The sequence below is a fragment of the Simplicispira sp. GW247-4R2A genome (genome assembly GCF_059424465.1).
Genome location: NZ_JBWKZM010000027.1, coordinates 1 through 21,678 on the forward strand (window position 1 = coordinate 1; position 21,678 = coordinate 21,678).

General features: G+C 64.2%; 24 protein-coding genes. 14 read left to right on the plus strand and 10 right to left on the minus strand.

The features are described 5' to 3' along the window. Window positions 1-387 precede the first annotated feature (387 nt). From AC07ZH_RS16270 to tatC, 12 genes are all read left to right on the plus strand, one after another. Window positions 388-1,407 carry an RluA family pseudouridine synthase gene (locus tag AC07ZH_RS16270; protein WP_495200555.1) on the plus strand — a complete coding sequence of 340 codons (1,020 nt, stop codon included), beginning with the start codon at window positions 388-390 and terminating at the stop codon, window positions 1,405-1,407. Further along, a complete protein-coding gene (locus tag AC07ZH_RS16275) occupies window positions 1,404-2,075 on the plus strand; it encodes an HAD family hydrolase (RefSeq protein WP_119108915.1) in 672 nt (223 codons plus the stop codon). The genes AC07ZH_RS16270 and AC07ZH_RS16275 overlap by 4 nt, the downstream gene beginning before the upstream one ends. Continuing rightward, window positions 2,072-2,443, plus strand: coding sequence for a Rieske (2Fe-2S) protein (locus tag AC07ZH_RS16280; protein WP_119108914.1), 372 nt, complete (start codon window positions 2,072-2,074; stop codon window positions 2,441-2,443). The genes AC07ZH_RS16275 and AC07ZH_RS16280 overlap by 4 nt, the downstream gene beginning before the upstream one ends. A gap of 1 nt (window position 2,444) precedes the next feature. Continuing rightward, window positions 2,445-3,482: a S49 family peptidase gene (locus tag AC07ZH_RS16285; RefSeq protein WP_495200556.1), complete on the plus strand. Its 1,038-nt coding sequence runs from the start codon at window positions 2,445-2,447 to the stop codon at window positions 3,480-3,482. A 10-nt stretch (window positions 3,483-3,492) separates the two neighbouring features. Beyond that, window positions 3,493-3,882, plus strand: a complete 390-nt coding sequence (gene hisI / locus AC07ZH_RS16290; RefSeq protein WP_495200557.1) for a phosphoribosyl-AMP cyclohydrolase — start codon at window positions 3,493-3,495, stop codon at window positions 3,880-3,882. Between the two features lie 5 nt (window positions 3,883-3,887). Next, window positions 3,888-4,277 (plus strand): phosphoribosyl-ATP diphosphatase, encoded by a 390-nt coding sequence (locus tag AC07ZH_RS16295; protein WP_495200558.1) that lies wholly within the window; start codon window positions 3,888-3,890, stop codon window positions 4,275-4,277. 2 nt (window positions 4,278-4,279) lie between these two features. Further along, the gene (locus tag AC07ZH_RS16300; RefSeq protein WP_495200559.1) at window positions 4,280-4,666 is read left to right on the plus strand and encodes a DUF4870 family protein; all 387 of its coding nucleotides are present in this window, start codon (window positions 4,280-4,282) and stop codon (window positions 4,664-4,666) included. Then, on the plus strand, window positions 4,659-5,687 hold the full coding sequence (locus tag AC07ZH_RS16305) for a patatin-like phospholipase family protein (RefSeq protein ID WP_495200560.1): 1,029 nt from the start codon (window positions 4,659-4,661) through the stop codon (window positions 5,685-5,687). Before AC07ZH_RS16300 ends, AC07ZH_RS16305 begins: the two co-directional genes overlap by 8 nt. Window positions 5,688-5,700: 13 nt before the next feature. Next, a complete protein-coding gene (locus tag AC07ZH_RS16310) occupies window positions 5,701-6,057 on the plus strand; it encodes a histidine triad nucleotide-binding protein (protein ID WP_119108909.1) in 357 nt (118 codons plus the stop codon). A 101-nt stretch (window positions 6,058-6,158) separates the two neighbouring features. Next, window positions 6,159-6,401 (plus strand): Sec-independent protein translocase subunit TatA, encoded by a 243-nt coding sequence (tatA, locus tag AC07ZH_RS16315; protein WP_119108908.1) that lies wholly within the window; start codon window positions 6,159-6,161, stop codon window positions 6,399-6,401. Between the two features lie 24 nt (window positions 6,402-6,425). Next, the gene (tatB, locus tag AC07ZH_RS16320) at window positions 6,426-6,893 is read left to right on the plus strand and encodes a Sec-independent protein translocase protein TatB (RefSeq protein WP_495200561.1); all 468 of its coding nucleotides are present in this window, start codon (window positions 6,426-6,428) and stop codon (window positions 6,891-6,893) included. Window positions 6,894-6,950: 57 nt separating this feature from the next. Beyond that, the gene (gene tatC / locus AC07ZH_RS16325; protein ID WP_119108906.1) at window positions 6,951-7,748 is read left to right on the plus strand and encodes a twin-arginine translocase subunit TatC; all 798 of its coding nucleotides are present in this window, start codon (window positions 6,951-6,953) and stop codon (window positions 7,746-7,748) included. Window positions 7,749-7,871: 123 nt separating this feature from the next. On the opposite strand, the gene AC07ZH_RS16330 is transcribed toward tatC, so the two are convergent. From AC07ZH_RS16330 to AC07ZH_RS16350, 5 genes are all read right to left on the minus strand, one after another. Beyond that, window positions 7,872-8,231, minus strand: coding sequence for a 5-carboxymethyl-2-hydroxymuconate Delta-isomerase (locus AC07ZH_RS16330; RefSeq protein WP_495200562.1), 360 nt, complete (start codon window positions 8,229-8,231; stop codon window positions 7,872-7,874). Window positions 8,232-8,242: 11 nt separating this feature from the next. After that, window positions 8,243-8,623, minus strand: coding sequence for an aspartate 1-decarboxylase (gene panD, locus AC07ZH_RS16335; protein WP_119108904.1), 381 nt, complete (start codon window positions 8,621-8,623; stop codon window positions 8,243-8,245). A gap of 14 nt (window positions 8,624-8,637) precedes the next feature. Further along, the gene (gene nadB, locus AC07ZH_RS16340; protein ID WP_495200563.1) at window positions 8,638-10,218 is read right to left on the minus strand and encodes an L-aspartate oxidase; all 1,581 of its coding nucleotides are present in this window, start codon (window positions 10,216-10,218) and stop codon (window positions 8,638-8,640) included. Window positions 10,219-10,289: 71 nt separating this feature from the next. Then, window positions 10,290-11,126 carry a segregation and condensation protein A gene (locus tag AC07ZH_RS16345; protein ID WP_119108902.1) on the minus strand — a complete coding sequence of 279 codons (837 nt, stop codon included), beginning with the start codon at window positions 11,124-11,126 and terminating at the stop codon, window positions 10,290-10,292. 62 nt (window positions 11,127-11,188) lie between these two features. Then, window positions 11,189-11,401: a DUF3460 family protein gene (locus AC07ZH_RS16350; RefSeq protein ID WP_119108901.1), complete on the minus strand. Its 213-nt coding sequence runs from the start codon at window positions 11,399-11,401 to the stop codon at window positions 11,189-11,191. Window positions 11,402-11,445: 44 nt separating this feature from the next. On the opposite strand from AC07ZH_RS16350, the gene AC07ZH_RS16355 reads away from it, so the two are divergent. After that, on the plus strand, window positions 11,446-11,952 hold the full coding sequence (locus AC07ZH_RS16355; RefSeq protein ID WP_119108900.1) for an outer membrane protein assembly factor BamE: 507 nt from the start codon (window positions 11,446-11,448) through the stop codon (window positions 11,950-11,952). A gap of 88 nt (window positions 11,953-12,040) precedes the next feature. On the opposite strand, the gene AC07ZH_RS16360 is transcribed toward AC07ZH_RS16355, so the two are convergent. From AC07ZH_RS16360 to AC07ZH_RS16375, 4 genes are all read right to left on the minus strand, one after another. Further along, the gene (locus tag AC07ZH_RS16360) at window positions 12,041-14,113 is read right to left on the minus strand and encodes an EAL domain-containing protein (RefSeq protein ID WP_495200564.1); all 2,073 of its coding nucleotides are present in this window, start codon (window positions 14,111-14,113) and stop codon (window positions 12,041-12,043) included. 3 nt (window positions 14,114-14,116) lie between these two features. Beyond that, window positions 14,117-15,274, minus strand: coding sequence for an FIST signal transduction protein (locus AC07ZH_RS16365; RefSeq protein WP_495200565.1), 1,158 nt, complete (start codon window positions 15,272-15,274; stop codon window positions 14,117-14,119). 363 nt (window positions 15,275-15,637) lie between these two features. Further along, window positions 15,638-17,296 (minus strand): acetolactate synthase large subunit, encoded by a 1,659-nt coding sequence (locus AC07ZH_RS16370; RefSeq protein WP_495200566.1) that lies wholly within the window; start codon window positions 17,294-17,296, stop codon window positions 15,638-15,640. A gap of 21 nt (window positions 17,297-17,317) precedes the next feature. Continuing rightward, window positions 17,318-18,946, minus strand: a complete 1,629-nt coding sequence (locus AC07ZH_RS16375; RefSeq protein WP_495200567.1) for an FAD-dependent oxidoreductase — start codon at window positions 18,944-18,946, stop codon at window positions 17,318-17,320. Window positions 18,947-19,018: 72 nt separating this feature from the next. Between AC07ZH_RS16375 and AC07ZH_RS16380 the strand changes: the two genes are divergently transcribed. Then, on the plus strand, window positions 19,019-20,059 hold the full coding sequence (locus AC07ZH_RS16380) for an AraC family transcriptional regulator (RefSeq protein ID WP_495200568.1): 1,041 nt from the start codon (window positions 19,019-19,021) through the stop codon (window positions 20,057-20,059). Here AC07ZH_RS16380 and AC07ZH_RS16385 read toward each other — a convergent pair. Continuing rightward, window positions 19,962-21,671 (minus strand): SulP family inorganic anion transporter, encoded by a 1,710-nt coding sequence (locus AC07ZH_RS16385; RefSeq protein WP_495200569.1) that lies wholly within the window; start codon window positions 21,669-21,671, stop codon window positions 19,962-19,964. The two genes, AC07ZH_RS16380 and AC07ZH_RS16385, sit on opposite strands and share 98 nt — an antisense overlap. Window positions 21,672-21,678: the final 7 nt, after the last annotated feature.

Here is a 21,678-nt window from a genome sequence, read left to right on the forward strand (position 1 = left end):
GCGTGGAAGGGGGCGAGCCTGGGGGAGGGCGTGATTACTACTAAAAGAGTAGCTGCCTGCGCAGGTGTGACAAGCACTTGAGCGCGATTTGACGCCCATGACAAAGGCAGGCGCCATTGCCAGAGGGAGATCCATCGCAGTACCAGTGCCAGCATGTTTTCGCTTCGATCCGTTGGCAGGCCCCGCCTCGTGGGGGAAGCCTGCAAACTCAGTATTCCGTATCGGTGTTTCAATGTGTCCGCCCGCCGTGCGGTGCACCTGCCGCGGCAGGCAACTGGCCTGCCGCCCGCTAGTGCGACGCACGCTGGCATCGACCTGCCTGCGCAAGGGAAATGGTTGTGTCGACTAAAATTCAGACAAATCAACCACTTACAAAATAGTGCGCAGGTGAAACACATTATAGGGGCCAAACCCCCCACACACCCGGCGTCGCCGGCCGCGCACCCGGCACCGCAGGTCGTCCGTCTCCAGGCCGTAGACGCCAATTCGGCGGGCCAGCGGCTGGACAACTTCCTGCTGCGCGAACTCAAGGGCGTTCCCAAGACGCATGTCTACCGCATCATTCGCAGCGGCGAAGTGCGCGTCAACAAGGGGCGCGCCAGTGCCGACACGCGCCTGGCCGAGGGCGACCTGGTGCGCGTGCCGCCGGTGCGGGTGTCGGACCGTATCGAGGAAAAGGCCGCCCACCCGGCGCCAGCGCGCGAATTTCCCGTCTTGCTCGACGACGACGCGGTGCTGGCCATCGACAAGCCGGCCGGCGTGGCCGTGCATGGCGGCAGCGGCGTGAGCTTTGGCGTGATTGAGCAACTGCGCCAGGCGCGGCCCCAGGCACGCTTTCTGGAACTGGTGCACCGGCTGGACCGCGAAACCTCGGGCATCTTGCTGATCGCCAAGAAACGCAGCGCGCTGACCCATCTGCAAGCGCAGTTTCGCGAACGCGAGACCGGCAAGACCTACCTGGCGCTGGGGGTCGGTGCCTGGCAGGCCAATAAAAAGGTCATCGACACGCCGCTGCACAAATACCTCCAGGCGGATGGCGAACGCCGCGTGCGCACCACCACGGCGGACGACCCGGACGGCATGCGTTCGATCACCCTGGTCAAGCTGCGCCAACGCCTGCCGGCGCGGCCAGAAGCAGGCCTGCCGGAGTTTTCCCTCCTCGAAGTGACCATCAAGACCGGCCGCACGCACCAGATTCGGGTGCACCTCGCCAGCCAGGGCTGCCCCATTGCCGGGGATGAAAAATACGGCGACTTCGAGCTCAACCGCCGCCTGCAGCGCCACGGCCTCAAACGCATGTACCTGCACGCCTGGCGCTTGCAGTTCACCCACCCCGCAAGCAGCGAACGCATCGAACTGCTGGCACCATTGCCGCCTGACTTGGCCTGTTTCTGCCCCCTCTCATGACCGATTTCCTGCCTGCGCGCCGCTTTGACCTCATTGCCTTCGACTGGGACGGCACCCTGTTCGACTCCACCGCCATCATCGTGCGCTGCATCCAGGAGGCAGTGTGCGACGTGGGCGGCAAGCGTCCTACCGATCTGGACGCCAGCTACGTGATTGGCATGGCGCTCACGCAGGCGCTGGCCCACGCCGCACCCGATGTGCCGCCCGAAAAATACCCCGAGCTGGGCCTGCGCTACCGTACCCACTACGCGCGCCACCAGGATGACCTGGTGCTGTTCGAGGGCGTGCTGCCGCTGCTCGAGCGCCTGCGCGCGCGCGGCCACCTGCTGGCCGTGGCCACCGGCAAGAGCCGGCGCGGGCTGGACGAAGCCTTGCACAGCGTGCAGCTTCGCGGCGTGTTCGACGGTTCGCGCACGGCAGACGAGACCGCTGGCAAGCCGCATCCGCTGATGCTGCAGGAGCTTATGGCCGAGTTTGGCGTGCCCGCCGAGCGCACCTTGATGATTGGCGACACCACGCACGACCTGCAAATGGCGCAAAGCGCCGGCTGCGCCAGTGTCGGGGTGGGCTATGGCGCCCATGACAGCAGCGCCTTTGCCGCATTCGCCCCGCGCTACATCGCGCCTTCGGTCGCCGAACTGGCGGCCTGGCTGGAGCAGAACGGATGAGCGAAGCCGTCGTGCTCGACCTGTGTGCGAGCGGCGCCTTGGCCGACAGCGGCGCAGCCGTGCCGTTCGACGTGGTGTACCAGGGGCAGCCGTGCCGGGCGTTCGCCATTCGCTTCCAAGGCCAGGCGCATGCCTACCTGAACCGCTGCGGCCATGTGCCCATGGAGATGGACTACGTGGACGGGCAATTCTTTGACAGCAGCGGCCAATGGCTGATGTGTGCCACGCACGGCGCCACCTATGCGCCGCAAACCGGCCTCTGCGTCGCCGGCCCGTGCCGGCAGGGACTGATCAAAATAGCCGTTTCCGAGGAGGGTGGACGGGTGCGCTGGCATACTTCTCCCCAACTCCAGCCCTCCAGGCGGTGACATGACAGACGCCAAAGATCCGAACGTAGGTTCGACACAAAAACCCCCGCCAGCGCCCGATATCTGGGCAAAGGAAGCTATGAATTCAGAAGTCAAACAAGGCGCTGCGAACAGCGGCTGGGAGCGCGGTGTGCTCGAAGAGCTGGTGCTCGCTACGGTGCGCGAGCAGCGCGCCGCGCGCCGCTGGCGCATTTTTCTGCGCCTCATGTGGCTGCTGCTGATCGGCGGCATTGCCTGGGCGCTGTTTTCGAGCGAACTGGCGACCCCCAGCAAGAGCAGCCCGCACACGGCGATGGTGGAAATCAAGGGTGAAATCGCCTCCGACGCCGACGCCAGTGCCGAAAACGTGATGGCGGCGATGCGCAGTGCGTTCGAAGACGAAGGCTCGCAGGCCGTGGTGCTGCTGGTCAACTCCCCCGGCGGCAGCCCGGTGCAGGCGGGCATGATCAACGACGAGATCGTGCGGCTCAAGGCCAAGTACAACAAGCCAGTCTATGCCGTGGTGGAAGAGACCTGCGCCTCGGCGGCCTATTACATTGCGGCGGCGGCCGATGATATTTACGTCGACAAGGCCAGCATCGTCGGCAGCATTGGCGTGCTGATGGATGGTTTTGGCTTCACCGGCACCATGGATAAGCTGGGCGTCGAGCGGCGGCTGCTGACCGCTGGCGAGAACAAGGGGTTTCTCGACCCTTTCAGCCCGCAGACCGAGAAACAGCGCGCCTTTGCCCAGGCGATGCTCAACCAGATCCACCAGCAGTTCATTGCTGCCGTCAAGGCGGGCCGGGGCGACCGGCTCAAGGAAACCCCGGAAACCTTCAGCGGCCTCTTCTGGACCGGTCAGCAAGCCATCGAGATGGGCCTGGCCGACCATTTCGGCAGCCTTGATTCGGTGGCCCGCGACGTCGTCAAGGCCGAGGACGTAGTCGACTACACCCAGCATGGAAACGTGGCCGAGCGGCTTGCCAAGCGTTTTGGTGCGGCGCTCGGTGCGGGGACCGTGCGTGCCATGCAGTCTGCTGTGCTGAACCTGCGTTGAGGGTCTCCAAATGAACTGGCTTGATCAAGTGAAGTGGGACGCGCAAGGCCTGGTGCCGGTGATTGCCCAAGAGCGTGGCACAGGCGATGTGCTGATGTTCGCCTGGATGAACCGCGAGGCGCTGGCCAAGACGGCCGAGCTGGGCCGCGCGGTGTATTTCAGCCGATCGCGCGGCAAGCTGTGGTTCAAGGGCGAAGAATCCGGCCATGTGCAGGAAGTGCACGAGATTCGTATCGACTGCGATCAGGACGTGGTCCTGCTCAGCGTCACCCAGCTCGGCCACGAACCCGGCATTGCCTGCCACACGGGTCGCCACAGCTGCTTCTTCAGCGTGCTCAAGGATGGCCAGTGGCAAGCGACCGAGCCGGTCTTGAAAGACCCGGCCTCCATCTACAAATGATGCCCATGAATGACAAAAATTTGCTGGCAAGTGACGAAGGCGCACTCGCCCGGCTTGCCGCCACCATCGAAAGCCGCAAGCGCGAGCACGGCGGCGACCCCGAGACCAGCTACGTGGCCCGGCTCCTGCACAAAGGGCCCGACGCCTTCCTGAAAAAAATCGGCGAAGAGGCCACCGAGGTGGTCATGGCCGCGAAAGACCTGGACCACGGTGGCGAGCGCAGCAAGTTTGTTGGTGAAGTCGCTGACCTGTGGTTCCACTCCATGGTGGCGCTGGCGCACTACGGCGCGTCGCCGCACGATGTGATTGCTGAACTCGAGCGCCGCGCCGGCACCAGCGGCATCGAGGAAAAGGCCTTGCGCAAAGCGCAACGCCGCGCCAGCGAAGAGGGTTAGCCATGAACGACATCATCGACATCCCGAACGACGGCGAACGCGCGGAAGGCCTCAAGGCCTGGGGCTGGGTGAGCTATGCGCTGCACCTGATCGTCGCGTTGGGCGCAGTGATTCCCGGTGCCCAGCCCGGCGCGCTGCTGCTGGTGATTGCCCTCATCATCGATCTGGTCAAGCGCTCGGACGCTGAGGGCACCTGGCAGGCGAGCCATTTTTCCTGGCGCATCCGCACGGTGCTGTGGGCGGGTGTTCTGTACATCGTCACCGCGCCGCTGTGGCTGCTGTTCTTTTTGCCTGGCTGGCTGGCGTGGTGCCTGATTTCCATCTGGTTCCTCTACCGCATCGTGCGCGGCATGGTGGCCATGAACCAGAACCGGGCCGTCAATGTCTGAGCCGCACGCGGCCCGGCACGCACTGAGCCTGGCACTGCAAGGCGGCGGCTCGCACGGCGCTTTGACCTGGGGCGTACTCGATGCCCTGCTGGAAGATGGGCGTATCGATATCGACGGGATTAGCGGCACCAGCGCCGGCGCCATGAATGCCGTGGCGGTGGCGCATGGCTTCGCCCAGGCTGCCGCGCAGACCCGCGACCCGGTTGAGGCGCGTGTCGAAGGGGCAAGGCTCGCGCGCAAAACGCTGGCCCGCCTGTGGGAGGGTGTTGGCGCGCTGGGCGGCCCAGGCTGGGGCGGTACCGCGGTGCTGCCGGCCATGGCCTTGATAACACCCTGGCTGGCGCCGGCGCAGTCCAATCCGCTGGACATCAACCCGCTGCGCAGCCTGTTGGAGCGGGAAATCGACTTTGAGCGCCTCGCCGCAACCCCTGCGGGCGTGCCGCGTGTCTTTGTCTGCGCCACCAATGTGCGCACGGGCCGGGGGGAAATTTTCTCGGGTGCGGGTCTGAGCGCCGCAACGGTCATGGCGTCGGCTTGCCTGCCGATGGTGTTCCAGCCGGTGGAGATCGACGGGCAAGCGTATTGGGATGGGGGTTATTCCGGCAACCCGGCGCTGTACCCACTGACCTACGAAGTAGAGTGCACCGATATCTTGCTGGTCCAGATCAACCCGATCGAGCACGACGCGGTGCCCGACACCGTGCCCGAGATCATGGACCGCATGAACGAGATCAACTTCAACGCCTGCCTGCTGGCCGAACTGCGCGCTATCGAATTTGTGCGGCGCTTGCTCCGTGAAGGCAAGCTTGACCCTACGCATTACAAGGACATCCGCATGCACCGCATCGACGGAGGCGCCGCGCTTTCGGAGTTTGGCGCGGCCAGCAAGGCGCGCGCCGACCTGTCCTTTGTGCGCCTGTTGTTTGAGCGCGGCCGCGCCGCAGGGAGCGCCTGGCTGGCCGCGCACCGCAAAGATCTGGGCGTGCGGGCCACCCTTGATCTGACGCAAAATGCCCAATAACCCAAGCGTTGCCATGCACGACCCGAACTGCTTATTCTGCAAAATTGCCGCCGGCGAAATCCCCTCGCGCAAGGTCTATGAAGACGAGGAGTTTGTCGCTTTTCACGACATCCACCCGCATGCACCCGTGCACTTCCTGGTGGTGCCGCGCCTGCACATCCCTTCCATGGCGCAGGTGGAACCCGGACACGCCGGCCTGCTGGGGCGCATGATGGCCTTGGCACCCCGCCTGGCCCTGGAACAGGGTTGCCGGCCGTATCCGGAAGGCGGTTTTCGCATCCAGGTGAACACCGGGCGCGAAGGGGGCCAAGAGGTGGACCACCTGCACATGCACGTCATGGGCGGGCCACGCCCCTGGCTCAAGGGCTGACAGCGCACCCAATCACCATCGTCTTGGGGGGCGTTGCAAGCTGACTGCAAGCCACCTTGTCGGCACGGACTAAAATGGTCTGCATTCCTTAGGAGATTTTCATGGGCTCTTTATCTATCTGGCACTGGCTGATCGTGCTGCTGATCGTGGTCATGGTTTTTGGCACGAAAAAGCTCAAGAACATCGGCTCTGACCTGGGCGGCGCCGTCAAGGGCTTCAAGGACGGCATGAGGGATGGCTCGGCCGACGACGCTGCGCCCGTGCCGCCGCCCTCGCAAGTGACCAACGCCGCTGCCGCGCCTGATACGTCGACCATCGACGTGCAGGCCAAGCAGAAAAGCTGATCATCCGTACCGCCGCGCACGCGCATGATTGATATCGGCCTGTCCAAAATGGCGCTGATCGGCGTGGTCGCGCTGATCGTCGTTGGTCCCGAGAAACTGCCACGCGTGGCGCGTACCGTGGGGACGCTGCTGGGCAAGGCCCAGCGCTACGTGGCCGATGTGAAGTCCGAGGTCAACCGCTCCATGGAGCTCGATGAGCTGCGCAAGATGAAGGACACGGTGGAGGGCGCGGCCCGCGACGTCGAGCAAAGCATTCACACCAGCGCCGAAGAATTTCAGCGGAACCTGACACAGGCCACCGATGACGCGCACGCCGCGTATCTGGCAAACGCCGAGAGCGCTGTTGTTCCTGCTTACCGCAATCCCGGCAAGAACTGGCGCCTCAAGCGGGGGGCCATGCCGCAGTGGTACAAATCGCGTGCCGGTGTGCGCACCAAGGCGCAGTCGGGCGCGGCCCGGGTAGCACGCTACCGTCCCCAGAAATTTCATTGAACGCTGCGCCGCCAGCTGCGCGGCTTCGGGCATGAGTTGCCCGCCACTTTCTGTCCCATGTCCCAGAATCCTTCTCCAGACGACGAACTCGCCGGCACCGAGCAGCCCTTTGTGCAGCACCTGATGGAGCTGCGCGACCGCCTGGTCAAGTCGATCGTGGCCGTAGGCGTCGTGGCGGCGGTGCTGTTTTTTTTCCCTGGCCCCGGCGCGCTCTACGACCTGATGGCCGCGCCGCTGGTGGCGCACCTGCCCAAGGGAGCGACCTTGATTGCCACTTCGGTGATCTCGCCGTTCATGGTGCCGCTCAAAATTTTGCTGATGTCGGCGTTCATGATTGCCCTGCCGGTGGTGCTGTGGCAGGTCTGGGGGTTCATCGCGCCCGGTCTGTACCAGCACGAGAAGCGTCTGGTGCTGCCGCTGGTCATCTCCAGTACCGTGCTGTTCCTGGTTGGCGTGGCGTTCTGCTACTTCTTTGTCTTTGGCAAGGTGTTTGCTTTCATCCAGGGCTTTGCGCCCAAGAGCATCACGGCCGCGCCTGACATTGAGGCCTATCTGAGCTTTGTGCTCACCATGTTCATTGCCTTTGGCCTGGCGTTCGAGGTGCCTATCGTGGTTATCGTGCTGGCACGCCTGGGCATCGTCAGTGTGGCGCAGCTCAAACGCTATCGGGGCTACTTCATCGTGGTGGCCTTCATTGTTGCCGCCGTCGTCACCCCGCCGGATGTGGTGTCACAACTGGCGCTGGCCATTCCCATGGTGCTGCTCTATGAAATGGGTATCTGGGCGGCCCAAGTCTTCATTCGCCATACCAAGGCGCCCGAAGATGCCGAGGAATCTGCATCGGCCTCTTCGTAGGGTTTGCGCGCCAAAATTTATAGTGAAATTGGGCTCTAGCGCTTGTGCACAAAGCGCTAGCAGCTATCAATTCATGAGTTTTTGACCGCGCTTTAGGGCTGGGTCAATGCTGGGCCGACAAACCTACAGCCGTTCCTTGATGTAGGACGGGCGGTCCATATCCACGATTTCCACGGAGAGCTGCACCAACATGCCCTCGGGTTTCGGGGTGCGGCGGCGCAGTACGGTCGCCACGCGCTCAGCCAGGTCCTGTTTGGCTTCGGGCGTGCGGCCGGCGAGCAAGCGCAGCTGGGCGTGCACGAAGCCACGCGGGCCCGATTCCGTACCGACGGCAAAACTGCTTTGGCAGACAAAGCGGGTCTTCAGGTCGGCCTCGGTCTGCACCTCGGGGCTGGCACAGATGGCCTCGTTCAGTTCCCCCAGCGCCTTGCGCTCGGGAAAGGGGGCCAGGTTGGCGGAGTATTCGACGGTCAGGTGTGGCATGGCATGGCCTTTCAGAGAGCCTGGGTAGGCACGTGGTCGCGCAGACCGCATTGGCGGTTGTGGGCGTCCACGAACACGAGCTGGGGGCGGTGGCTGGGGACATCGGCTTCCGGCACTTGGGCGAAGGCGGCAATGATCAGCAGGTCGCCCACGCTGGCGCGGCGCGCGGCCGAGCCGTTCACGGAGATCATGCCGCTGCCGCGCTGGCCTTTGATGGCGTAGGTGACGATGCGCTCGCCGTTGTCGATGTTCCAGATGTGGACCTGTTCGTTTTCGACAATGCCGGCAGCGTCGAGCAAATCTTCGTCAATGGCGCAGGAGCCTTCGTAGTGCAGCTCGCAGTGCGTGGCGGCGACGCGGTGGATTTTGGATTTGAGCAGGGTGCGAAGCATGGGGCGTGAAGGGATTAGTGGGTGACAGGGGGGACCAGAATGGTGGACGCGGCTGGCGCGGCAAGGTCCGGGTAGTCGCGGCTGTAGTGCAGGCCGCGGCTCTCGCGTCTGAGCTGCGCCGAGCGCACGATGAGCTGTGCCACCTGCACCAGGTTGCGCAGTTCCAGCAGGTCGCGCGTGACATGGAAATTGGCGTAGAACTCGTCGATCTCGGTCAGCAGCAAGGTGATGCGGTGCGTGGCGCGCTCCAGGCGCTTGTTGGTGCGCACGATGCCCACGTAGTCCCACATGAAGCGGCGCAGCTCGTCCCAGTTGTGCGAGATGACCACGCATTCGTCGGCGTCGGTCACACGGCTGTCGTCCCAGCGTGGCAGCGCCGGAATCTGCACGCGCGGTGCACTGGCGATGTGCTGGGCGGCGGCGCGGGCGAAGACCATGCATTCGAGCAGCGAGTTGCTGGCCAGCCGGTTGGCGCCATGCAGGCCGGTGCAGGCCACTTCGCCCACCGCGTACAGGCCGGGCAGGTCGGTGCGCGCCGAGAGGTCGGTCAGCACGCCGCCGCAGGTGAAGTGCGCCGTGGGCACCACCGGAATCGGCTCTTTGGTGATGTCGATACCCAGATTGGCGCAGTGTGCCAGGATGTTGGGAAAATGCTCCTGCAAAAATGCCGGGCTCTGGTGCGAGATATCGAGCAACACGCAGTCCAGGCCGTGCTTCTTCATTTCATAGTCGATGGCGCGGGCGACCACGTCGCGCGGGGCAAGCTCGGCGCGTGCATCATGCTCCGGCATGAAACGGGTGCCGTCGGGCAGCAGCAGTTTGCCGCCTTCGCCGCGCACCGCCTCGCTGATGAGGAAAGACTTGGCGTGCGGGTGGTACAGGCCCGTGGGGTGGAACTGGATGAATTCCATATTTCCCACGCGGCAGCCGGCGCGCCAGGCAGCGGCAATGCCGTCGCCCGTGGCGGTGTCGGGGTTGGTCGTGTAGAGGTAGACCTTGCCGGCGCCGCCAGTCGCCAGAATGGTTTGTGGTGCGCGGAAGGTGACCACCTCGTCCGTCGACTCGTCCAGCGCGTACAGGCCCAGGCACCGCTGTCCAGCCAGCCCCAGTTTGTGGCTGGTGATCAGGTCCACCAGCGTGTGGTGTTCGAACAGCGTGATGCCAGGGGTGGCACGCACCACGTCGATCAAGGTTTTCTGCACGGCTGCACCGGTGGCGTCGGTGACATGGGCGATACGGCGTGCGCTGTGGCCGCCTTCGCGCGTGAGGTGCAGCTCGCCGGCCTCTTCGGTGAACGGCACGCCCAGGCCGCGCAGCCAGGCAATAGCGGCGGGGGCGTTCTCCACGACAAAACGGGTGGTGGCCAGATCGCACAGGCCGGCGCCCGCCACCAGGGTGTCCTGAATATGCGCCTCAAAGCTGTCGTCGTTGGCCAGCACGGCGGCAATGCCGCCCTGGGCCCAGGCGCTGGCGCCGTCCTGCATCTGGCGCTTGGTGATCACGGCCACGCGGTGCGTGGGAGCGAGGTGCAGGGCAGCGGACAGGCCGGCCAGGCCGCTGCCCACAATCAGAACGTCAAAATCGTGTGAAGCCATGGGTCAATGCAATCGGTGCAACTGCGTGCCAGCGGGCCGACTCGGAGGGTTGCAAAGGGGTTGGAGGTGTGTCAGCTGGGGGTGTATGCCAGCCGGACGTAGATGGGGGCAAAGGCTTCCGCCTGGGTAATTTCTATCAGGGTTTCCTTGGCGAGTTCGAGCAAGGCGATAAAGGTGACGACCAGCACCGTGCTGCCGCGTGCCGGGTCGAACAGGGTTTCAAATTCGACGAAGCGCCGGCCCTGCAGCGCCTTGAGCACCTGGCTCATGTGCTCGCGCACGCTCAACTCCTCGCGGGAAATGTGGTGGTGCTGCACCAGGCGCGCGCGCTTCATGATGTCCTGCCAGGCCTGCTGCAGGTCGGCCAGGCTCACATCGGGAAAGCGTGGCTGCAGGCCCTGCTCGATCACCGCCTGGGCGCACAGAAAATCCCGTCCGTGCTGCGGCCATGCGTTCAGGCGGGCGGCCGCGAGCTTCATCTGCTCGTATTCGAGCAGGCGGCGCACCAGGGCGGCGCGTGGGTCTTCGGCTTCCTCGGCCCCCTCGGTTTTGCGCGGCGGCAGCAGCATGCGCGACTTGATCTCGATGAGCATGGCCGCCATCAGCAGGTATTCGGCGGCCAGCTCCAGGTTGCGGCTGCGGATTTCCTCCACATAGGCCAAATACTGGCGCGTCAGCCCGGCCATGGGGATGTCGAGGATGTTGAAGTTCTGCTTGCGGATCAGGTAGAGCAGCAGGTCCAGCGGGCCTTCAAAGGCCTCCAGGAAGACTTCGAGTGCGTCGGGCGGAATGTACAGGTCGCTTGGCAGCGCGAACAGCGGCTCGCCGTACAGGCGGGCGAGCGCCACCTGGTCCACCACCTCGGGCATGGCAACTGTGGGCGCGTCTTGAGAAGCGTCGCTCACCATGCCGATAGTCACTATGGTTTTTATAGCTACAAGCGCTTGTCAATAATGCGCTGGAGCCAGTTTTACTGCTCGTCGCTGTACGAGTAGTAGACGTAGGATTTTTGCGGCACACGGCCGGCGCGGTACTCTTGCCAGAGTGCCCGATCTACCGGCTTGTCCCACAGCAGGGCACGCCCGGCGCGTTGCTGGGCATCGAGCTCGGGGCGCTCGTGCTTGAGCTTCTCGATGAACTGGGTGGCGTCGGAGGTGTAGTGGGGGCGGGCGAAGAGGGACATGGCTTTGGGTTACGCTAGTTCTCACGATTTTACCGGGGACCATCATGCCTATCGCCAAACTGTTTGCCACCACACTCGTGGGTCTGGTGCTTCTCGCAGCTTGCGATGCCCAACGCATCAGCGAACTGCAGAGCGGCCAGTCCACCGAAGCCGACGTGCGCGACCGCTTTGGCGTGCCCGAGAACACCTGGCCCGAGCCCGACGGCGGCCACACACTGGAGTACAACCGCCAGCCCGCCGGAGTTGAGAACTACATGATCACGATTGGCGCCGACGGCAGGCTTGTCGCCGTGCGCCAGGTGCTCACGCAAGAGAATTTCGCGCGCGTGCAGCCGGGTATGGCCATAGGGCAAGTGCGCCGCCTGCTGGGCAAACCGGCCAAGACCACGCATTTTGACTTGAGTGGCGAGACGCATCTGGATTGGCACTACCTGGTGCAGCCCGACACGCACATGCTGTTCTCCGTGGTCACCGGCAACGACGGCCGAGTGCTGCGCACGCAAAACGGCCCCGACCTGAACGCGCCGCAGAACCAGGGCGGTGGGCGATAGAGCCGAGAACCACCAAGGCCCTCTGAAATGGGCGCGCCCCCAAACCCGTGGCACTGTGGATCTGGCTCCGCCAGTCCACCGGGGCAGTTCATCTTGCGTGTTGCTTCTCCAGCTCGCGGTTCGCTGCCGCCAACTTTTGATTGCTAGCCAATATTTCCATTTGTAGTTGGCGGTTGTCGTCGGCCATTTCCTTGTGCAGGAACGCCTCCTCAATGCAGTCACAAAGCTGCTGGTCGCTCCATGGCTTGCTCAGAAACTTGTAGATGGCACCATCATTTACCGCTTCGGTCACCGAGCGCATTTCCGAGTCCCCGGAAAGTACGATGCGGATGGCATCTGGATAGCGGTTTTTGGCAATTTTCAGGAACTCAACCCCGGTCATGCCGGGCATGCGTTGGTCAGAAATGATCACGTCAACCGGGTGCTGCGCCAAGATGTCCAGGCCTGCCTGCCCACCATCAGCGATCAGGATCTGCAAATTCTCGCGTCGGAGGAGGCGCTTGAGTGCGTGTGCGACGCTGGGTTCGTCATCGACCAGCAACAAAGAGCGCTTGGTTCGCTTGAAGCGCAGCAAATGATCCGCCAGGCGCTGATCCTGTGCCAGAAGCTCCCCGATACGTGCCGCGTCAACGGGTCTGCTGAAGAAATAGCCCTGTATTTCGTCGCACATGTTGAGCCGCAGGAAATTGCACTGTGCCTCGGTTTCCACTCCCTCGGCAATGACGCGAATTCCCAGGCTGTGCGCCATGGAAATGATGGTCTTTACGATTGCGGCATCATCCGAGGAGGTCTCGATGTCGCGCACGAACGCCTGGTCGATCTTCAGCAGGTCGATGGGAAACCGTTTCAAATACGCAAGGCTGGAATAACCGGTCCCGAAATCGTCAATCGACATTTGCAGGCCGATGGCCTTGAGCCGCTGCAAGATGTCAATGGATCGATCCACATCGTTCATGACCAGACTCTCGGTCAATTCGATTTCCAGCGATTGCGGCTCCAGGCCGGTCTCTGCCAACACCGCTGCGATGTATTCAACCAGGTCGGGCTGAGCGAACTGGCGGACTGACACATTCACCGCCATGCGGAAACTGCCAAGTCCCTGTCGCTCCCAGGCTTTGCTTTGCGCGCATGCGGTACGGATGACCCAGGCGCCGATCGGCACGATCAGACCGGTTTCTTCCGCCAAGCCGATGAATTGCCCCGGTGGCACCAAGCCAAGTTCGGGGTGGTTCCAGCGGATCAGCGCTTCCACGCCCACAATGCGGCCGCTGCATAGGTCCACCTGGGGCTGGTAGTGCAAGACAAACTCCTCACGCTCGACTGCCAATCGAAGCTGCCCCTGCAAGGCCAATCGCGCCTGGATTTTGGCACTGAGGTCCACTGTGAAGAACTGAAAATTATTGCTCCCGATGCGCTTGGCGTTGCTCAACGCCACGCCGGCCGCCTTGAGCAGGGCCTCACTGTTCGTGCCGTCCCGCGGATACAGGCTGACGCCCATGCTGCAGGTGACTTCAAGTTCCCGGTCAGCCAGCATGAGTGAGGTTGAAACGGTCTTCATGATCCGTTGCAGAAGTTCGGCGGTCCCCGGTTCGACTTCATCGTTGGTGTTTCTGCGGTAGTGGGGGGGATGGATGTCGCGCTGACCCGGCGCCGACTCCGTAAAGATCAGGGCGAATTCGTCGCCGCCCAAACGGGCCACCATGTCACTGCCGCGGACGCAGCCGCGCAAGCGGTCACCAACAACCTTCAGCAACTCGTTGCCGGTGCTGTAGCCCAGGCTCTCGTTGACCAGCTTGAAATAGTCCAGCCCCAGTACCACGACCACCACTTTATGGCTTTCCCGCAGGGCACCGGCAATCGCTTGGTTGAGCCGGTCCACGAACAGGTTGCGATTGGCAAGCCCGGTCAGCGTATCGAAGTTGGACAAGGTCATCACACGGGACTCTGCGGCCCTGCGCGCCTCAAGTTCGCTGGTCAGCACGTGGTTTTGCTCCAGCATTTCCTGTGAGGCAATGTCCAGCGAGCGCTCGATCATCTCGCGGTCGTTGTCGGCCTGGTGGTAGTAGGCGTCGATAGCCTCGAAAAGAGGCAGCATCCTGACGGGAAGCTCCTGGACTTCTCCGAAAAGCCGTCGGATCTGGCGCAGAAGTAGGCTGTGCATCCCTTAGTTTTCAAAAAGCGTGGTAATGGTCATCGTCTGGTTGTGCAGTTCGCACGCGTCGCCCGCCATGTGCGGCGAAATTTCTCCATAGGAATAGAACCCGGTGAATACGGCCTGATCACCCAGGACGTCGCGCACACTCTCGACTTCTTCTTCCACCCGCTGTTTGAGTACCAGCTTGCGGCCCACGCAACTGATAAGCAAAGCCAACTGAGCCGACTGGTCCTGCAAAGGTTGCATGCTGATTCTTGCCGCGCCGGATGCGCCGTCGATCAAGCGTTCGAAGTTGGCTTTCATGAGTCGGACGTATCCACCTTCAGGCATGTCGCCGGCAAAGGTCATGCTGCCGAGCTCCTCGTCGATACCGAGAATGGTGCGCACCACGCTGCTGCTGCCTCCGTGCGTACCGCCCACCATTTCGGGATGGCGCAGGGCCAGCGGAAACAGCAGCCCGGTTGCCGGCAAACCAGCGGCATGCTCTCCCAAATAGCGTTTGTACAGCTCCAGCGCGGGCTTGCGGTCCAGGTCGAACAACACGGTGCCTTGGGCGCGGGTGATTTCCCGTTCGGGGCCAAACGGATCCCAGCCGCCCAACGACCCATAGCCGACCTTGATATGGTCGCCATACAAGCCCACAACGGCCACCTGATTGGGTGCTGGCACGTCATTGGCGCACACCAGGGTTTTTTGGAACCTGGCGCCATCCGCGGACAAACCTCCCGTGATCTCGACGTGTGGCGGAAGTCCTTCCCGCATGCCCCGCACCAGGGCCGTGCCATTGACATGGAGTCCATCCGAGAAAACCAGCACATGCACGAGTTCATCAGCGGGCAAAGACTCGGCCAGAGCAAGCCCAACCGCAAAACTTTGCGAGGAGTCGACGATATGCCCTTGGGAAAAATGCAGCCGGGTGTGCTCGAAATTCACCTCGGTCACCACCAAGGTGTCATCGCTTACCTCGGTGCCATGAATCTCCCCTGCGGTGGAGCATCCAACGACCAATCCACCCGGAAAGGCGCTGCGAATCGCGTCGAAATGACCACTGTCGCTGAGCAATGCCGTGCTGCCAAAGACCAGAATGAGCTGGTTCTGGCGATGGACGGGTAGCGCGTCAAAATGTGGGCGATTGCTGGCAGTAAAAATACGCTGGAATATCTGCATGGTTTTCCCTTGTGACGCTGTGCTGAGCGGTATCCCATTTCCACAGACATGCGCTGGATTTTGAGATCGCAGCCTTCAAGACGAGATGCTGGAAATATGCGCCCATTCGAGAGAATTTCCCCTCCCGGAGAAACCCGAAGCACGGCCGTCAAGCGCCCAAGTGGTAGGCGGCTGAGGCATTTCAAAGGCATGCAAGCCAGTATTCCCGCTGTGATCTAGCTTCAATCCAAGTGAGCGCTCTCACAATTCCCCGTGCAGTGTGCTTTCTGGGTGGGCCACGCACATCTGCGCAGGTTTGGACGATCCCGAGGAGCCGCCGCCTCAGGCGGCCGTACGGAGCGGCGCAGGGGGGTGAGAGCGCGCCTACGGCGCGATTTTCCGTTTTAGCGCCCGCGCCACCGGCTGCGGCAAGTGGGGCATGGAGCGCAGCAGCCAGGGCAGCACCTTGCGCTTGGCACCGCTCAGGGACTCGGGCACCAGTGCTTCGATCAGGTGCGGCCCCGGCTCTGCCAGGGCATATTCCAGCGCTTTGGTGAAGCCTTCGGCGGTGTCGGTGCGTACCGCATGCACGCCCATGCCCTGGGCGAGCAGCGCGAAGTTCAGCGTGGGCTCGCTCAGGTCGAGCTGCGACTGGGCCTTGGGCCCGACTTCGTCGGCGCCGACGCGCTCCAGCTCCACGTTCAACACCGAGTAGGACGCGTTGTTGAAAACGACGGACACCACATGCAGCTTCTCGCGCGCCATGGTCCAAAGGGCCTGAAAGGTGTACATGGCGGTGCCGTCGCCAATCAGCGCGATGACGGGGCGGCCCGGGCACGCAATGGCCGCGCCGATGGCGTTGGGCAGCCCCTGGCCGATGGCGCCGCCAGTCAGGGTAATGAGGTCGTGGCGCGGCGCACCTGCCGTCATCGCCGAGAGCATCAGCCCCGAGGTGATGGCTTCATCGATGAGGATGGCGTTGTCCGGCAGCAGGTGGCCCACGGCCTTGCACACCTTGGGCGCGGTAAGTTTGCCGCGCGGGCGGCTTGGGCGCTGTGCAGCCTGCAGGGCGGGCGCGGTCTGCGTGGCGCCCAGCGCGGTGGCGAGTTGTTGCAGGCTGGCGGCTGCGTCTTGGGCCGGGGTGGAGAGCGTATGTACTGTGCAGGTGTCGGGCACCAGCTCGCTCTTCTTGCCGGGGTAGGCGAAGAACGACACTGGCGCTTTGGCGTCGACCAGCACCAGGTGTTCGATCTCGGCCAACTGCACGCCGGCCATTTCGGCCAGGTAGGCAATGCGCTCGACATAGGGCAGCCCGGCGCCCCGCTCCATGCGGGTGGGGAACACTTCGGCCAGCAACTGCACGCCGCTGTGCGCGGCAATGCGCGCGGCGGCCAGCAGCGCGGGCTCGCGCAGGGCGTGCCCGCCCAGCAGCAAGACCGTTTTCTTGCCCGAGCGCAATATCTTGGCAATGGCTTGCACCACCGCAGCATCCGCGGCCTGGGGTGCGGGCTGTGCGGGCGGCGGGCAGGGCTCGGCGCCCTCGCCCCAAGACACGTCGGCCGGCAGGATCAGCGTCGCCACTTGTCCCGGCAGGCCGCGCGCGGCGGCGATGGCGTCGGTGGCGTCTTGGCACAACTGGGCGGTGCTGGAAGAGGTGCGCACAAAACCAGGCGACACATTGCGCGCCACGGTTTCGATGTCGGACTGCAGTTGGGCGTCTAGCCGCGTGTGGTACGTGGCATGGTCGCCCACGATGTTGACGATGGGGACCTTGCCCTTGCGCGCGTTGTGCAGGTTGGCCAGGCCATTGCCCAGGCCGCAGCCCAGGTGCAAAAGCGTGGCAGCGGGTTTGCCCGCCATGCGGGCATAGCCGTCGGCAGCGCCAGTGGCCACGCCCTCGAACAGGGCGAGCACGGCGCGCATGCGCGGTTCGCTGTCCAGCGCCGCCACAAAGTGCATCTCGCTGGTGCCGGGATTGCTGAAGCAGACTTCGATGCCGGCATCGACCAGCGTTTTCATCAGGGCTTGTGCGCCGTTGGGCATGGAATGTCTCCTGGGGAAAGGTCAAAGGCCGTGGCCGGTGGTGATGGAGCGCGCTGCAGCCCGCCCCGTGAGAAGGCAGCCGGGCAGGAAGGTGCCTTCGAGCGAGCGCTTGCCGCTGGCGCCGCCACCGCCAAAGCCCGCCGCCTCGCCCACACAGTACAGGCCGCCAATGGGCTGGCCCGCGCCGTCTAGTACGCGGCTTTGCAAATCGGTCTGCAGGCCGCCCAGGCTTTTGCGGGTAATGAGCTGCATCTGAATGGCGATGTAGGGACCGGCACCGGCCTTCTGCAGCGGTGCCGGGGCACAAGTACGCAGCTTGTCGGGCCCCCACTGGCGTGCATGCAGGATGCGGCGGATTTGGTCGTCGTTGTGCAGCTTGTTGCCATTGGTGAAGTTGGCGTCAAAGCTGTCCGCGGTATCCTGCAGTACGGCGGGGTCAATGTCGTGCGAGCAGGTCAGCGCATTCATTTTGGCGGTAAGACCAGCAAGGGTGTCGTCCACCAGAAAGTGCCGGCTTTCGCTCTGCATTTGGCGCACCAGGCGGTGGTTGCCGAGCAGCGTTTCCTTCAGGAATGCCGGGAACTGCCTATCGCGGATGCGCTGGTTGTGCTCGGCCCCCGAAATGGCGAATTCCTTGATGGCGATGCGCCAGTTGAGCAGGTGCCAGGTCCAGGGCTTGTCTTGCGCGGCGACGCGCTGGCACAGCCAGTGGGTGTCAAAACCGGTGACCAGCGGCTCGGGGCCGATGCGCTCGCCCCGGTGGTCGAGCCACAGGGCCGACTTGCAGGGAATGGTCGAGAGCCCATGGCCCTCGAAATGCGGGAACGGGTGCGGAAAGCCTGCGGCGTAGTTCCACATCTCGCCTGCGTGGGTGATGCGCCCTTTCATCGCGTCGGCCACCCAGTGGTGCATCTTGCCGTCGGCAAAGGGGTGTGCGCCATTGAGCATCTGGCTGGGGCGGGGGCGATCTTGGGGCCAGTTGGCGCGCGCTTCTTCATGGCTGCCGTTGATGCCGCCCATGGCCAGCACCACCACGGGTGCCGACAGGCGCACCTCTGCGCCGGTGGCGTCGTTCACCGCCACAGCGCCCGAGACCTGACCTGCGCTGTGTTCCAGCGCGGTGACCCGGTGTTGGTGTAGCAGGGTGAGGCGTCCAGCGCCTCGGCCTGTGGAGGCCGCCGCACGCAGCGCGGAAACCATGCGCCGCGTAAGTTCACGCGACGTTCCCCAGACGATGTGGTAGCGCGGCACGCTGTTGCCGTCGCCGTTCATTCCGCGCTCGACCCAGTTCACGGCAGGCATGAACTTGACGCCCTCCTGCAGCAGCCAGTCGTACACCTGGCTGCGCGAATGCTGCACGTAGTGCTGTGCCCATTGGCGCGGCAGCATGTCGTTCTCGCCCAGCTCCCCAAAGCGCAGCCAGTCGGCCAGCGCCCGCTCGGGCGTGTCGGGGATCTTCATACGCGCCTGTAGCGGCGTGCCCACCAGTGCCATACCGCCAAAGGCCCACAGCGCCAAGCCGCCGAAGCGCTCGGACGTGTCGCGGTCCACCAGGGCGACGGATTGGCCCGCGCGCAGGCATTCCAGCGCGGTGACGATACCGGCCAGTCCCCCACCGACCACCACCACATCGTGCCGCTGTGAGTGCATCGCTTGTCTCCTTTTTTATCGCTCAACCATAGCGCCGTATCATGGAATTTTTCTTGACCTTGGAGCCACTGCATGTTGACTTCAGCGCCCAGCGTGTCGCTCAGCTGGGTCAACACCGTCATTGCCGCCGCCGAGCGCCAGGGCGTGCCTTGCGCCGACCTGCTGGCGCGCGCCGGGGTGGCGCACGACCGCTTGGGCGCGCCGCGCTGGCCGGTCGACGACATCACCCGCCTCTGGCGGGCCGCCGCCGCGCTGACGGGCGACGCCGCCTTTGGCCTGAACACCGGGCGCCAGGTGGGGCCGGGCAGCTTCAATGTGGTCAGCTTCATCCTGCTGTCGTCGGCCACGCTGCGCAGCGCCATCGGCCAGTTGCAGGAGTACCAGCGTCTCATCAGCGACGGCGGTCGCTTCCAGACCCTGGCCGGGGAGCGGCGCAGCTGGCTCATCTACCACCCGCAGCAGGGCAGCCTTGCGTTCAGCCCGCACCAGGTGGAGTCTGTGCTGGCCGCTGCCGTGTGCTTCAGCCGCTGGGTGACGGGCCGGCCTCTGCAGCCCGTGCGCGTGCAGTTCAGCCATGGGCAGATCGGGCCATTGCCGGCCTATGCCCAGGCTCTGGGGGCCGAGGTGCAGTTCGAGCAGGCCTTCAATGGCTTGCTGCTGGAGAACACCGTCCTGGATGCCCCCTTGCCCCAGGCCGATGCCGAGCTGGCGCTGTTGCACCGCACCCATGCGGCGGCGCAGTTGGCGGCGTTGTCGGCACCCATGCTGCTGAGCACCCGGGTCGAGCAGTGGCTGACCGGCGCGCTGGACGGCAGCGTGCCTGGCCGCGCCCAGGCGGCGCGCCAGTTCGGGCTGGGGGAGCGGGCGTTTGCGCGCCGGTTGCAGGAGGAGGGCGTGTGCTACGCCGACCTGGTCGATGGCGTGCGCCATGCGCTGGCCTGCCAGGCCGTGGCGAGCGGGGCCGAGCCGTTTGTTCGCATTGCGCGGCGCCTGGGGTTTTCGGAGGCCAGTGCCTTCAACCGGGCGTTTCGCCGCTGGACGGGCCATGCCCCGGGGCACTGGCAGCAGCAGGGCCCTGTGGCGCCGCAGACTGCGCCGCCAGCCGGGCATTGAAGCCCGATCGCTCCATGAGCGATGCAGGCTGGGCCTGCGCGCCCGAGAGCGTCAACCGCCCGCCGCGCTCGGCCACTGTTTTGAGGATTTGCTCCAGACCTTCGAGGCCCGTGGTATCCAGGGCGAACAGGTCGTGGATATCCAGGTGCACCTGTACGCCCTCGGGGGCCGCCTCAATGGCGCCCACCAGGGGGTCGATTTTGGTGGTCGCACCAAAGAACAGTGCGCCATGCAGTTGCCAGCCAAGCTGCGGCACGCCAGCCGCGGCGGGTAGCCTTTCGGGCTCGGCACGGAAAAGTTCGCTCATGCGCCGTACAAACAGCACGCAGGCCAGCGCTAGCCCGACTTGCACGGCCACCGTCAAGTCAAACACCACGGTGAGGAAGAAAGTGCCCAGCAGCAGCAGCCGATAGTGGTTGGAGAAGTGCTTGAGGCGTCCAAACTCGTGCCACTCGCCCATGTTCCAGGCCACATGCAGCAGGATGCCGGCCAGCACGGCAAGCGGAATGTGCATCGCCAGCGGAGCCGCCACCAGCACGATGACGGCGATGGTTGCCGCGTGCACGATGCCCGCCACCGGCGACGTGGCACCGGCGCGCAGATTCGTCACCGTGCGGGCAACCGTGCCCGTCACCGGCATACCGCCAAAAAATGGCACGACGAAATTGGCCACACCCTGAGCCATCAGCTCCTGGTTGGGGTCGTGCTTGCGGATATGCGGGTCGGTAGCCAACTGGTCGGCCACGCGTGCGCAGAGCAGCGACTCGATGGCGCCCAGCAAGGCAATGGTGATCGTGGGCGCAACCAGCAGGCGCACGGTGTCCCAGGAAAAAGCGGGCAAGGCGAAGATGGGCAGGCTTTGGGGAATGCCGCCAAAACGCGTTCCCAGGGTTTCGACCGGGTAGCCCATGCCGTGCGAGAGCGCGGTGAGGGTAATCAGCGCCACCACAGGCGCGGGAATGCGCGCGAAGTTGCGCACCGTATGCCCCTCGGCCATGTGCAGCACGGGGGAGCCGCTCATGAAGAGGCGTGGCCACAGGAACAGGCCACCCAGGCAGGCTGCGCCCAGGCCCAGGGCGTAAGGGTTCACAGTGCCTGCGTGCCGCGCCATCACATCCACTTGTGAGAAGAAGTTGCCAGGCATCTTGGCAATCTGCAGACCCAGAAAATCCTTGAGCTGCGAGACGGCAATCAGCACCGCAATGCCATTGGTGAAACCGATAACGATGCTCACCGGCACAAAGCGCACCAGGCTCCCCAGGCGCAGCAGGCCAAGCGCAAACAGCAGCACACCTGCGCAGGCGGTGGCAATGAGCAGGTTGGCCACGCCATAGCGATCGACGATGCCGTAGACAATGACGATAAAGGCCCCCGCCGGCCCACCGATCTGCACGTTGGTGCCACCCAGCAGCGCCACCAGGAAACCGCCGATGATGGCCGTCCACAGCCCTGCCTGCGGCGTCAGGCCACTGGCAATGGCAAAGGCCATGGCGAGCGGCAGGGCCACCACACCGACCGTGACCCCGGCCCCCAGGTCGGCAAGCAGGCGACTTCGGCTGTAGCCGCGCAGGGCTTCGAAGACGCGGGGCTGAAAGCGGTGGATGGGGACCATGGCGAGT

Coding starts and splice junctions, on each gene's coding strand:
- AC07ZH_RS16275 (WP_119108915.1), top strand. CDS start 1,404: ATGACCGATTTCCTGCCTGCGCGCCGCTTTGACCTCATTGCCTTCGAC.
- AC07ZH_RS16280 (WP_119108914.1), top strand. CDS start 2,072: ATGAGCGAAGCCGTCGTGCTCGACCTGTGTGCGAGCGGCGCCTTGGCC.
- AC07ZH_RS16285 (WP_495200556.1), top strand. CDS start 2,445: ATGACAGACGCCAAAGATCCGAACGTAGGTTCGACACAAAAACCCCCG.
- hisI (WP_495200557.1), top strand. CDS start 3,493: ATGAACTGGCTTGATCAAGTGAAGTGGGACGCGCAAGGCCTGGTGCCG.
- AC07ZH_RS16295 (WP_495200558.1), top strand. CDS start 3,888: ATGAATGACAAAAATTTGCTGGCAAGTGACGAAGGCGCACTCGCCCGG.
- AC07ZH_RS16300 (WP_495200559.1), top strand. CDS start 4,280: ATGAACGACATCATCGACATCCCGAACGACGGCGAACGCGCGGAAGGC.
- AC07ZH_RS16305 (WP_495200560.1), top strand. CDS start 4,659: ATGTCTGAGCCGCACGCGGCCCGGCACGCACTGAGCCTGGCACTGCAA.
- AC07ZH_RS16310 (WP_119108909.1), top strand. CDS start 5,701: ATGCACGACCCGAACTGCTTATTCTGCAAAATTGCCGCCGGCGAAATC.
- tatA (WP_119108908.1), top strand. CDS start 6,159: ATGGGCTCTTTATCTATCTGGCACTGGCTGATCGTGCTGCTGATCGTG.
- tatB (WP_495200561.1), top strand. CDS start 6,426: ATGATTGATATCGGCCTGTCCAAAATGGCGCTGATCGGCGTGGTCGCG.
- tatC (WP_119108906.1), top strand. CDS start 6,951: ATGTCCCAGAATCCTTCTCCAGACGACGAACTCGCCGGCACCGAGCAG.
- AC07ZH_RS16330 (WP_495200562.1), bottom strand. CDS start 8,231: ATGCCACACCTGACCGTCGAATACTCCGCCAACCTGGCCCCCTTTCCC.
- panD (WP_119108904.1), bottom strand. CDS start 8,623: ATGCTTCGCACCCTGCTCAAATCCAAAATCCACCGCGTCGCCGCCACG.
- nadB (WP_495200563.1), bottom strand. CDS start 10,218: ATGGCTTCACACGATTTTGACGTTCTGATTGTGGGCAGCGGCCTGGCC.
- AC07ZH_RS16345 (WP_119108902.1), bottom strand. CDS start 11,126: ATGGTGAGCGACGCTTCTCAAGACGCGCCCACAGTTGCCATGCCCGAG.
- AC07ZH_RS16350 (WP_119108901.1), bottom strand. CDS start 11,401: ATGTCCCTCTTCGCCCGCCCCCACTACACCTCCGACGCCACCCAGTTC.
- AC07ZH_RS16355 (WP_119108900.1), top strand. CDS start 11,446: ATGCCTATCGCCAAACTGTTTGCCACCACACTCGTGGGTCTGGTGCTT.
- AC07ZH_RS16360 (WP_495200564.1), bottom strand. CDS start 14,113: ATGCACAGCCTACTTCTGCGCCAGATCCGACGGCTTTTCGGAGAAGTC.
- AC07ZH_RS16365 (WP_495200565.1), bottom strand. CDS start 15,274: ATGCAGATATTCCAGCGTATTTTTACTGCCAGCAATCGCCCACATTTT.
- AC07ZH_RS16370 (WP_495200566.1), bottom strand. CDS start 17,296: ATGCCCAACGGCGCACAAGCCCTGATGAAAACGCTGGTCGATGCCGGC.
- AC07ZH_RS16375 (WP_495200567.1), bottom strand. CDS start 18,946: ATGCACTCACAGCGGCACGATGTGGTGGTGGTCGGTGGGGGACTGGCC.
- AC07ZH_RS16380 (WP_495200568.1), top strand. CDS start 19,019: ATGTTGACTTCAGCGCCCAGCGTGTCGCTCAGCTGGGTCAACACCGTC.
- AC07ZH_RS16385 (WP_495200569.1), bottom strand. CDS start 21,671: ATGGTCCCCATCCACCGCTTTCAGCCCCGCGTCTTCGAAGCCCTGCGC.